Below are 10,572 nucleotides of genomic sequence, written 5' to 3'. Positions count from 1 at the left end.
TACGGCAGCGGGAGCGGCGTCCCCATCCGTCGCGACGTAGCCGACCCGTAGATCCACAACTACCGGCCAAGGCTCTTTCACCCTGGCCGGCCGTTGTGTCTCAGTAAACCTTGGCTACGCGGTGTACTGAATGTCTAGCGTGGAATTGAAGGGCGGGTCCTGCTCGGCTCCCTGTTGGCCGATCGGACGGTTGTGAATGGTGTAGTCGAAAGTGAACTTGAGATCGGCTACTCCTGGCCTTCCGCCCACATTCACATTGAAACGACAGTGGCCCCACAAATCCGTATGACGTTCCAGTGGAGTGGCCCTCACAGTGGAGTGCCATAGATAGGTGACCGGAATTCCTGTGTGGCGGTCACTGTAGGGAGGATCCGGCTGCACCAATCCTGCCGTGCAGTCCATCGGCGATACTGCGATAGATTCGACCGCAGGGGCGATGTCAAAGCTCCAGGCCATAGGGAAATCCGGTGCGCGGTAATCGACCTGGCCAGTGAAGGTGCCCCTCGCATCCGACGCGCTGAACGCCGGAGCGTTGGTGTAGAAGTCTTTCTGGATGTCATCAGCGCTTGCCGTTCCCGCCAGCGGGAGTAGCGCAATCAGCGCCGCTGCAACTGCTGCAACGCGAGTGGTATTTTTATCCAATTACTATGTGCCCTTCTTGATCCATGTGGCCCTCCAGTGGTATCCATCTTGTTCGGCGGGCTCGACGGTAAGCACAACGTGCTCGCCGGGCTCCAGTGAACGAAAATCGTTGGCGTCAGCGTCAATATGCGAGAAGTGTCCCCATATCCTCTGGGTCTCGTTCTCGATTCGGATTACGCCCCAGCCCTCACTGCGGTTCCACTCTTCAACTTGTCCGTTGTAGTGCACATCTTTTTTCATGCGCTAAGGATAACACCCCATGTTCATATTGAGCCGAGAACCACCCCCACGTCTTAGTCGGCTCGTAGTAATCACAGCAGTCGGCTTCAGGAAGATCAATCCGTCCTCCAGGTGACGACTTTGGTCGTCGTCTAGCTGGGCTAGGGAACCGTGCGGAGCCGGATAAGTAATAACCACCATCGACTTGGTTCCTTCTTGGGGGCCGGTGAGCATTTGTGAGCAAGGCCCGTGCGATCGGCACCGACTGGGAAACCCGGTGCGCGGCCTACTTGCTCGCAGGTGCTCGGTACTCCGGTGCTACCTGTCGTTCGAAGGCTGCGTCAATTTTAGTAATATCACTGTTTACATAACTTTGAGATGCACGGGCCAGGTGGGATTCAGGCGCGCGGAAAACTATCTGGCCTTGCGGGTGGGGGGGCGTGTGCGCCTGATGCTGGCGACGACGGTGGGGGCGGCGAAGCGACGGAGGTGCGTGATCACGGAGAGTCCTGATCGACTGAGGAGTCACCAGGTGGTTGTTCGCGAGTAGTTGATTCGCCACGGTTATCTCAGGCGTGGGGCAGATATGGAGCCAACTGCCCCACGCCTGGTTATACGACGCCATCCCCGATCGATCAAGACAGTCTTATTTGACCTGCGGTGGAGCCGTCGCGCTACGCGATGTTCCGAGGCACTACGAGTTCGAAAATACACTCGTAATGCGTAGGTCAAGGGTTCGATTCCCTTAGGCGGCTCGCTCGGAAGACCGCAGGATCACTCAGGTGACCTGCGGTTTTTCTTTTGGGTCGACGCTTCGGTGGCGAGGTAGGCCATGGCGATCTCGGTGGTTTCGTCAGCCCACGTCGTCCACGAGAGGCCGTCCGGCCAGGACTGGCAGGTGGCGGCGCGGTGCACGCACGAGCCGATGACTGTCCGGGCCGCCGCGTTCAGGGCTTGCTCGGGGTCGCGTCCGCGGATGCCGTCCAGATAGGGCTTGGCGGCCTCGGTGAGGGACCGCTGGATCACCGCGAGTGCTTGCAGGCCGCGTTCGACACCTTCGGCGCGCTGGCCGCTGAGGAGTTCCGGGAAGGTCCGGGCGTGGTGCGAGAACGTCTGCGCCATTGCGTGGGTGAAGGCGCTGATGGTGCCGCCCAGTCCGGGGCGGGCTGAGCGGAGTGCGTCCGCGACGCTGGTTTCAAGCTGTTCGAGCAGCTGTTCCTTGACGGCCTGGAGCAGTTGTTCCTTGCCGGTGAACCGCCGGTAGATGGCACCCACGGACATGCCGGCGTGCTCGGCGACCGCTGCCACGGTGAACTCGTCGATGCCGTAGGTGCTCAGCACGTGTTCGGCGGAGGTCAGCACTTTGCGCAGGGACTCCCGGCTGCGGGCTTGCTGCGGCGGGCGGAAGTGCTCGGCGTGGCTCACCGGTCCGACGTTACCCCCGCCAGGATGCGAATGGTAATTTTCATTCGCATCTGTTGGAACGTTGTGAGGACCGAGCATGGTGAGCATCGAGGTGAGGGACGCGTACGTCGACTTTCCGATCTTCGACGCCAAGACGAGGTCGCTGAAGAAGAAGGTCCTCGGCAAGGTCGGCGGCAAGATCGGCACCGGCGCGAAGGTTCCGGTCATCGAGGCGTTGCGGGACGTCACCCTGTCGCTGCGCGAAGGTGACCGGGTGGCGCTGGTCGGGCACAACGGGGCGGGCAAGTCCACCCTGCTGCGACTGCTGTCCGGGATCTACGAGCCGACGCGCGGCAGCGCGCGGATCGTGGGGAAGGTCGCGCCGGTGTTCGACCTGGGCGTGGGGATGGACCCGGAGGTCTCGGGTTACGAGAACATCATCATCCGCGGTCTGTTCCTCGGGATGACGCGCAAGCAGATGCAGGAACGGGTGGATGACATCGCCGAGTTCACCGAGCTCGGCGACTACCTGCGGATGCCGCTGCGGACCTACTCCGCCGGCATGCGGGTGCGGCTGGCGCTCGGGGTGGTGACCACGATCAGCCCGGAGATCCTGATCCTCGACGAGGGCCTGGGCGCGGTCGACGCGGCGTTCGTCGCCAAGGCCCGGCAACGTTTTGCGGACCTGGTGAACCGCTCGGGCATCCTGGTGTTCGCCTCGCACGCCGAAGAACTGCTGCAGGAGCTGTGCACCACGGCGATCTGGATGGACGAGGGCCGAATGCGGATGCAGGGCCCGCTGCGCGATGTCCTCACCGCTTACAAGGGCCACCAGCTCGTCGCTGACTCGGTTTGAGGTTTGGGGCTGAAGGGCGAGCACCCGCTGCCCGCCGACGGTTCCCAGGACATCCAGTTCGAGAAATGCTTCCTGCCTGAACACCACTACCCTGAACGCATGCTGTCGACCGCGGTACGGCGCTCGTTTCGCCCGAGCGTTCTTGTCCCGTGCGGGTTGCACGTCGTTGCGATCGATGACGTGCAACCCGTGGCGGTAGTTCTGGACAGCGATGGAGCTGTGCGGGAAACCGTGTCCTGGGAACATCTCCGGGCACCGTCGGCTTTCGCTTGGCCCACCCGTTTCGCGGTCGCCTCGGAGAAGTCCGTCGCGATCGCTTCGGCACCCGACGGTGATGCTGTCGTCGTTGATCTGTCCACCACACCGGCCACAGTCGAGTCGCTCACCGAGTTTCCCGCGACATCGGGAGCACGGCGCGCGCAAACCCGATTCTCCCGCAGTGGAAAACACGATCCATTCTGGAAGTACACGTCCCACTTGAACGGCACCGCTTGGACCGCCACCGTCGCACACGATCCTCCCGGGGGTGAGCGGCGGGAGTGGAACCTCGGCGCCGGTTCGATCAGCAGTGCAGCGCCGTTGGGGAACGGCCTCGCGGTGGCAGTTCGCAGGGCCGGGAAACGGCCGTGGGTCTTCCAGCCACCTGTCGAGCTGCTCCACATCACCGGCGACCGGGACGCTCCCCGAGCTCTCCTCCCATCAGGCGGAATCGACATCACCGCGCGGTGCTGGCCACCGGTCGACCTGCCGCCGCCTGATGTGATCGCGGACCACCACCTGCCGTTCGGCGCTTCGCAGTGCGCGCAGATCGTCAAGCTGGGAGCCCGGCAGATCGACCTCACCCTCGCGGCACTGGATTCCGCGCCCCGCATGGAGATCTCGTTCACGCACGACTCGCGCCCCGGAGTCCGTTGCGTGCGAACTGACGTCCTCACCACCGAGTTGGGCCACGACTTCGGATTGTCGAAGCTCGGGATCTTCCTCGAGGAGGATTTGCAGTTCGGTCTTGTGCCGCCGGTGCAGGACGCCGTCGACGGCGTCCTGCACGTCTGACCCAGAACGAACTCAAGCCCGCTCGCCCTAACCCCCAAAAGCGGTCCCCCGCGAAATGCCCTCCCAAGCATCCAGCTCCGCCCGCACGCTGTCGAGGTGCCCGGTGATGGCGTCGACTGCGTCGCTGCCGAGGGGCAGGCGCAGCGGGGTGTCGTCCGCCTCCAACGCAGCCAGGATCGCCGCGGCGGCCTTGGTGGGGTCGCCGGGCTGGCTGCCGTTGCTGGATTCGATCATCGCGCGGGTTTGGCCGACGGTGTCGGCATAAGTCGTGGAGGGCTCGCTGGCGCTGCCGTTGGTGAACAGGCCGGTGCGGAACGCCCCGGGTTCGACGATCAGGACCTTGATGCCGAACGGGCGGACCTCGTCGGCGAGGGCTTCGGAAAGTCCTTCGAGGGCGAACTTCGTGGCGCTGTAGGCGCCGAAGCCTGCGAAGGACAGCTGGCCACCCATGCTGCTGAGCTGCACGATCGCGCCGGAGCGGCGGGTGCGCATGTGCGGGACGACCGCTCGGACCAGGGCCGCGGGGCCGAAGAAGTGCACGTCGAACAGCGAGCGCAGTTCCTCGTCGGTGCTTTCCTCGACCGCGCCGACGTGGGTGCGGCCTGCGTTGTTCACCAGGACATCGATGCGGCCGTGGCGGGTGACGACGTCTTCCACCGCGGCGTCGATCGACTTCTGGTCGGTGACGTCCAGGGGGAGGGCTTCGACCTGGTCGGGGTGCGCGGTGACCAGGTCGTCGAGCGCCGCGACGCGGCGGGCGGTCGCGATGACCACGTCTCCCGCTTCGACCGCCGCCTCGGTGATCGCGCGGCCGAAGCCGCTGTTGGCGCCGGTGACCAGCCAGACCTTGCTCATGTTCGCTCCTTCGCGTTGATCTGCGACCAGCTTGCTTCCCGCCGTGCTTGTTCGTCCAAGACCCGGCGTGATAGCCAATGGTTATGGACGTCCACGGGCGGGAGCTGCGGTACTTCGCCGCGGTCGCCGAGGAGTTGCACTTCACCCGGGCCGCCGAGCGGCTCTACGTGTCGCAGCCCGCGCTGAGCAAGCAGATCCGGATGCTGGAGCGCCAGCTCGGCGCGCCGCTGTTCGAGCGGGACCGGCAGCGGGTGCGGCTCACCGAGGTCGGCACCGCGCTGCTCCCGCACGCCCGGCGGGTGCTGGCCGAGTGGGACGCGGCGCTGGCCGAGGTCGAGCGGGTCAAGGCCGCGCACCGGTCGACCATCGTGGTGGGCATGAGCACCAGTCCCGGCCGCGGCGGGCTGCTGCCCGCCGTCCGGTCCCGGTTCACCGCCGCCTTCCCGGACGCGGCGGTGAAACTGCGCCAGGTCGGCTGGGAGGACGCCAGCGCCGGGCTCGCCGACGGCTCCAGCGACGTGGCGTTCGTGTGGCTGCCGATCCCTGATCAGGAGCGGTACCGGACCGTCCTGGTCGCCGAGGAACCGCGGCTGGTCGCGATGCCGGAAGGGCACCGCCTGGCGACGAGCGAGGTCGTCGACTTCGCCGATCTGCTCGACGAACCGTTCCTCGCGCTCCCGCCCAGCGCCGGGCCGCTGCGCGACTACTGGCTCGCGACCGATGCGCGGGGCGGGCGGACCCCGCGCATCGGCGCCGTGATCGCGAGTCCGGACGAGACCTACGAGGCGCTGGTCGACGGTCGCGGGATCTGCTTGCTGGCCAACGGGAACGCGCCACTGCTGACCCGGGGCGACGTGGTGACCCGCCCGGTCCGCGGGCTGTCCCCGAGCAGGCTCGCGCTCGCGTGGCGGGCCGACGACCAGCGCCCGCTCGTGCACGCCTACGCCCGCGCGTGCGCCGAGGCGACCGGGGGCGGGTCAGCGTGATCGCCCCCGCCGGGCGGTCGACCCGGAGATCGGGTTGTGCGCGAGTTCGGCCCGCGCGCTGAAGGGGCTGTCCGCCAGGACCGAGCGGACCAGGGCGTGGCTCGTGGCAGCCAGCCGACGTGCCCGTCCGGGTAGGCGAGCGGGCTGAGGGGTTCCTCCGCCCGGAGCCCGCACCAGCTCGGCGGGCGGGTCGAAGGGACATCTTCGGTGCGCGTGGTGGGAAGCGCTGGAGGGGCGGATGTGCTCATGGCGGCTTCTTCCAATGCAGTTTCCCGTTGCAGTGGAATGAAGGTGAACGCACCCCGAATACACTCGGGCTGGTGAACGACCGAGACGCGCAGGAGATCGCCGAACTCCTGGGGCTGGTGCCGCTGCTGGCCGCCTACTTCCGCCGCGCGCACTCCGAGATGCCCGCCGAGATGCGCGAGGCGTTCACCACCCACGGCCTGACCGCGCGGCACGGCGCGGTGCTGACGCAGCTGATCGCCGGCGACGAGCTGTCGGTCACCGAGCTCTCGCACCGCCTGGGCGTGTCCCTGCCGACCGCCAGCGAGCTCGTCGGCGACCTCGCCCGCGCGGACTGGGTTCAGCGGCGGGAAGATCCGGCCAACCGGCGCCGCACGCTCGTTTCCCTGCCGCCGGAGCGCCGCGCCGCGCTGGAGGGCTTCGTCGCGACCCGCGCCCAGCCGATCCTGCGGGCCATGGAAGGACTTTCCCCGGAACAGCGCGAAGGATTCCTCACCGGTCTACGGGCATGGGCGCACGAGGTGCGTAACTGGTGACCGGCGTGCGCTCGGGGAAGTGCTCGACCGGCTTGTCCCGCAGGTACGCCTCCATGAACCGCTCCCAGATCCCGCTCGGCAGCCTGTCCCCGGTCCGGAGCATCGGTTGCGGCCTGCCCCCGGCGTCGCTGGCGCTGATCGACACCGCCGCGGCGATCTGCGGCGTGTATCCGGCGGTCCACGCCGTGAGCGCCTTGTCCGGCGAGCCGCCGAACTGCGCGATCCCGGTCTTGACCGCCAGCGGCCGGTCCGGGATCGACACCCCGCCCTCCGCGGCTCCCCAGCGCAGGGACTCGGTGACGTCGGCGGCCACCTGCTCGCTCTCGGCGTGGTCGCGGGAAAACGCGTCGTACGCGGGGGAATCGAACGACCGGACCTCGTTTCCGTTGCTGTCCAACACCTTCCGCACGAAGTGCGGCTCGCGCACCACACCGCCCGCGGCCAGCGTCGCGTAGCCGCGAGCGACGCCGACAGTGCTCGCCGGGTAGTCGCCCGTCCCGGCGGCGAGACCCGGCGCGGAGTCGCCGACGTCGAGGTCCAGACCCGCCCGGCGCGCGGCGTCGACCACCGCCACCGGACCGAATTTCGCCGCCATGTTCACGAAAGCGGTCTCCGCGGACTCGGTCATCGCCGCGCGGACCGTGCACCGCTCGGCGCATCCCGGCCCGGAGTTGCGGTAGGTCGCGCCCTGGATCTCCTGCGGTGAACCGCCGTTGTAGGTCTCGTCGAGCCCGTGGCCCCGCATCAGTCCGGCGGCGGCGACGAACGGCTGGATCGCCGCGCCCGGCGACTGCGCCGCCCTGGCCCAGTCGAAGCCGCCGATCTGCCGGTCCCCGCTGTGGTAGGCGCGGATTCCGCCGGTCGCGGGCTCGATCGCGACCAGCGCGGAGCGCAGGTTCTGCGGCTGGTCGCGGTTCATCTCCGCGACCGCCTCCTCGGCGGCCCGCTGCGCGTCGCGGTCGATGCTGGTGACGATCGTGTTGCCGTTGCGGTGCAGGTCCTGCGAGCTGATCCCGGCCCGCTCCAGTTCTTCGAGCACCCGCTCGCGGATGTGGTACAGCGGCCCGGACATCTGCTCGCCCCGCCACGCGAACCGTTCCCTGGTGGCGGGAATCCGCATCCCGTCCCGTTCGGCCGGGGCGATCAGCCGGTTCGCCAGCAGCTGGTCGGCGACGTAGGTCCAGCGCTTCTCGGCCGCGGCCGGGTTGACCCGCGGGTCGTTCTCCACCGGTTTCTGCACCATTCCCGCCAGGACAGCGGATTCCGACGAGTCGAGATCGCGCGGGAGCTTGCCGAAGTAGGCGTTGGCGGCGGCGTGGATGCCCCACGCGCCGCGGCCGTAGTACGCGGTGTTGAGGTATGCCTTGAAGATCTCGTCCTTGGGCAGCTGGTTGGTCATCTTGGCCGCGAGCACGATTTCCTTGAACTTGCGCGTGTAGGTGTGCTCGTCGTCGCCGGTGGCGAGCTTGACGTACTGCTGGGTCATGGTCGATCCGCCACCGGGGCTGTTGGTGGCCTGCGCGTACGCCGCCCGCGCGATGCCCAGCGGGTCGAAACCGCCGTTGGTGTAGAAGGAAGCGTCCTCCGCGGCCAGGGTCGCGTTGCGCATCGGCAGCGAGACCTCGTCCAGATCCCTGATCATGGTGCGGTTTCCGGAGTCGGGGACGATCCGGGTCATCTCGCCGCCGTCGGCGTAGGTCAGCACGATCGACTGCTGCGTGCCGTCGGCGACGACCTGCGGGTCGGGCACCTCCCAGACCGCGTAGCCGACCGCGAACGCACCCGTGCAGGCGAGCACCAGGCCGAGGAGGCCGAACAGGCAGACGCGCCGGAACCGTCGCATGATGACCCTCAAGGAATTCACTCTCTCGGTGGGAGAAGGGATGCCAGAACTTCATACGGATGGGTGATGAATGGGGTTGCATCCCACTTCGATTTCCGGTGCCGGTGCCGACGCTGCCAGAGTGGCAGCCCCCAGGTAGTCGCCAGTGCGGCGAGATTCCGCTCGCGCCGAGCGCCCGACCATCACCCTGGCGGCCGATTGTCGGCGGCCCGCCGCGGCTACTTCGATGCACTGCAGACGCCGGAAGGATCAACGCGATGGACCAAGTGGAGGCCGCGGGAATCATCGGAGGCGGTGTGATCTCCGAGAACCCGCGGGCGCAGGACTGGGAACGCCGGATCGCCGAGCGGTCGGAGCAGCTGTACCGGGCCCGTCTGGTGCGGCGGTTCCTGCTGATCTGGGTGTACCCGGTCAACGTGCTGCTGGCGGTGCTGGCGATATCCGGATTCGTCTTATACGGCCCGTCCTCGGTGACGGCCGCCGCCGCCGTGGTCGTGCTCGCTTCGATCGCGGTGTCGGCGCGGCTCGGATACGTCCAGCACTTTAAAGTTCGCGCGATGGAATTCGATCTGCGCGCGCTGGAGCAGGGCCACCGGGAACACCTGCTTGAGGAATTCGGATCCGGCGATCTGCTCGGGGTCCGCAAGCACTACCGGGCGCACCTGCCCGACGTGATCGACCGGTACCGCGCGGAGGCCCGCAGGCACCGCAGGCGGGACGGGCTGCTGCAGAGCGTCGTCGTCGCCGGGTCGATCGTGGCCGCCTGCGTCACCGCGATCTCGATGTCCATTGTGGACGCCAGATGGGGTGCGGTGCTGCTCAGCCTGGCCGTGGCGCTGTCCGCCGCGTTCGCCGGGCACGCCCGCTTCGCCGAGCGCGGGGTCCTGCTCCAGCGGACCGCGGACTCGCTGGAGCGCGAGTACGAGTCGGTCGAACTGCGCGTCGGCCGCTACCGGCGGCTTTCCGGCGAGGACGAGGCTTACGCCGAATTCGCCGACACCGTGGAGTCGCTGCGCGCCGACCAGGCGAGGCAGTTGGGGCCGATGCCGCGAGCCGATGCGCTCGGACAGTAGCGAGAATTCCTGATACCCCTCGAAAGTGAGACGCGAAGGCGGAATGTTGATCACGATCCGTTTAGGTTTCATCCTTGTGTGATCGCTGAATCGTGTTCGTTGATCGCTCCGTAATCTCCGGCGATGCGCACAGGATCCAGCCTGTGCAGAAAGGAGCTAAGGCGATGAAACGCACCCTGACCGCCGCGGCCGCCGTGCTGGCCGGTGGCGCGGGCGCTGTCGGCTTCGCCGGCACCGCCACCGCCGCCGAGATCCCGGAACTCCCCCGCGAACTGCCCGTCGACAACAGCGTCGCGGACACCGCGTACCACCTCGCGGGCACCGTGCACTCCGGCGTGCGGACGGTCGGCGAGGTCCTGCCCGAACCCGCACCCGCACCCGCACCTGTACCCGCACCCGCGCCGACGCAGCCGCGCGCCGACGCGTCGGCGCTGGTGGAAACGGCCGGTGACCTCGTCCAGGGCGGTCCGGCGGGCAAGGTGGTCGACCCGGTCGTCGACCGGATCACCCCGCGCGGCGCACCGGTGGACGTCATCGGAGACGTCATCCCCGCCGGTCCGAACCTGCCCACCGGCCGGTCCGGAGCCCTCCCGGTCAACGACGTGGTGGACCCGCTGCTCGGCGACGGCGGCGGTTCCCCGCTGGGCGGCGCCGTCGGCAGCCCGCTGCGGACCGTGCTCGACTCCAACGGCAGCACCCCGCTGGTCGGCGACGCGCTGAACAACCCGGGACCGCGGACCGCCGCGAACCCGGTCGAGGCGATCGGCTCGGTGACCGGTGGCGCGTTGCCCGACCCGGCCCGCGCCGTGGGCGACGTGGTCAGCAACGGCCCCCTCGGTGGCGACCTGAACCTCTGACC

At 67.9% G+C, this 10,572-nt stretch carries 11 protein-coding genes; 6 read left to right on the top strand and 5 right to left on the bottom strand.

Translation table 11 applies throughout. The features are described from left to right. Positions 1-114: 114 nt before the first annotated feature. The 3 genes from ABD691_RS13860 to ABD691_RS13850 all read right to left on the bottom strand — a co-directional run bounded on the left by ABD691_RS13860 (position 115) and on the right by ABD691_RS13850 (position 2,373). A complete protein-coding gene (locus ABD691_RS13860; RefSeq protein ID WP_344680061.1) occupies positions 115-642 on the bottom strand; it encodes a hypothetical protein in 528 nt (175 codons plus the stop codon). Between the two features lie 3 nt (positions 643-645). Beyond that, positions 646-882, bottom strand: coding sequence for a cold shock domain-containing protein (locus ABD691_RS13855; protein ID WP_344680060.1), 237 nt, complete (start codon positions 880-882; stop codon positions 646-648). 753 nt (positions 883-1,635) lie between these two features. Further along, positions 1,636-2,373 (bottom strand): TetR/AcrR family transcriptional regulator, encoded by a 738-nt coding sequence (locus ABD691_RS13850; RefSeq protein ID WP_344680059.1) that lies wholly within the window; start codon positions 2,371-2,373, stop codon positions 1,636-1,638. Between ABD691_RS13850 and wzt the strand changes: the two genes are divergently transcribed. Next, a complete protein-coding gene (gene wzt, locus ABD691_RS13845) occupies positions 2,363-3,121 on the top strand; it encodes a galactan export ABC transporter ATP-binding subunit Wzt/RfbE (RefSeq protein ID WP_344680058.1) in 759 nt (252 codons plus the stop codon). The genes ABD691_RS13850 and wzt overlap by 11 nt on opposite strands. A gap of 3 nt (positions 3,122-3,124) precedes the next feature. Continuing rightward, a complete protein-coding gene (locus tag ABD691_RS13840; RefSeq protein WP_344680057.1) occupies positions 3,125-4,174 on the top strand; it encodes a hypothetical protein in 1,050 nt (349 codons plus the stop codon). Between the two features lie 27 nt (positions 4,175-4,201). Here the strand turns inward: ABD691_RS13840 and ABD691_RS13835 are convergent, their stop codons facing one another. Next, complete coding sequence (locus ABD691_RS13835; protein ID WP_344680056.1) at positions 4,202-5,029, bottom strand: oxidoreductase; 828 nt, start codon at positions 5,027-5,029, stop codon at positions 4,202-4,204. Positions 5,030-5,112: 83 nt separating this feature from the next. On the opposite strand from ABD691_RS13835, the gene ABD691_RS13830 reads away from it, so the two are divergent. Further along, positions 5,113-6,015, top strand: a complete 903-nt coding sequence (locus tag ABD691_RS13830; protein ID WP_344680055.1) for a LysR family transcriptional regulator — start codon at positions 5,113-5,115, stop codon at positions 6,013-6,015. Positions 6,016-6,335: 320 nt separating this feature from the next. Beyond that, positions 6,336-6,797, top strand: coding sequence for a MarR family winged helix-turn-helix transcriptional regulator (locus ABD691_RS13825; protein ID WP_344680054.1), 462 nt, complete (start codon positions 6,336-6,338; stop codon positions 6,795-6,797). Here the strand turns inward: ABD691_RS13825 and ABD691_RS13820 are convergent. Continuing rightward, entirely contained in the window at positions 6,754-8,640 is a 1,887-nt protein-coding gene (locus ABD691_RS13820; protein ID WP_344680052.1) for a transglycosylase domain-containing protein, read from the bottom strand. The genes ABD691_RS13825 and ABD691_RS13820 overlap by 44 nt on opposite strands. A gap of 257 nt (positions 8,641-8,897) precedes the next feature. On the opposite strand from ABD691_RS13820, the gene ABD691_RS13815 reads away from it, so the two are divergent. Next, positions 8,898-9,713, top strand: a complete 816-nt coding sequence (locus ABD691_RS13815; protein WP_344680050.1) for a DUF4231 domain-containing protein — start codon at positions 8,898-8,900, stop codon at positions 9,711-9,713. A gap of 164 nt (positions 9,714-9,877) precedes the next feature. Continuing rightward, entirely contained in the window at positions 9,878-10,570 is a 693-nt protein-coding gene (locus ABD691_RS13810; RefSeq protein ID WP_344680049.1) for a hypothetical protein, read from the top strand. Positions 10,571-10,572 lie beyond the last annotated feature (2 nt).

Source organism: Saccharopolyspora taberi, assembly GCF_039534165.1.
In the GTDB taxonomy this organism is placed as follows: Bacteria; Actinomycetota; Actinomycetes; order Mycobacteriales; family Pseudonocardiaceae; genus Saccharopolyspora_D; species Saccharopolyspora_D taberi.
This window is presented reverse-complemented; position numbering and strand designations above follow the sequence as displayed.

What these genes read in the sequence shown, in the direction of transcription:
- ABD691_RS13855 (WP_344680060.1), bottom strand. Translation starts at nt 882, where the DNA reads ATGAAAAAAGATGTGCACTACAACGGACAAGTTGAAGAGTGGAACCGC.
- wzt (WP_344680058.1), top strand. Translation starts at nt 2,363, where the DNA reads ATGGTGAGCATCGAGGTGAGGGACGCGTACGTCGACTTTCCGATCTTC.
- ABD691_RS13850 (WP_344680059.1), bottom strand. Translation starts at nt 2,373, where the DNA reads ATGCTCACCATGCTCGGTCCTCACAACGTTCCAACAGATGCGAATGAA.
- ABD691_RS13835 (WP_344680056.1), bottom strand. Translation starts at nt 5,029, where the DNA reads ATGAGCAAGGTCTGGCTGGTCACCGGCGCCAACAGCGGCTTCGGCCGC.
- ABD691_RS13830 (WP_344680055.1), top strand. Translation starts at nt 5,113, where the DNA reads ATGGACGTCCACGGGCGGGAGCTGCGGTACTTCGCCGCGGTCGCCGAG.
- ABD691_RS13820 (WP_344680052.1), bottom strand. Translation starts at nt 8,640, where the DNA reads ATGCGACGGTTCCGGCGCGTCTGCCTGTTCGGCCTCCTCGGCCTGGTG.
- ABD691_RS13815 (WP_344680050.1), top strand. Translation starts at nt 8,898, where the DNA reads ATGGACCAAGTGGAGGCCGCGGGAATCATCGGAGGCGGTGTGATCTCC.
- ABD691_RS13810 (WP_344680049.1), top strand. Translation starts at nt 9,878, where the DNA reads ATGAAACGCACCCTGACCGCCGCGGCCGCCGTGCTGGCCGGTGGCGCG.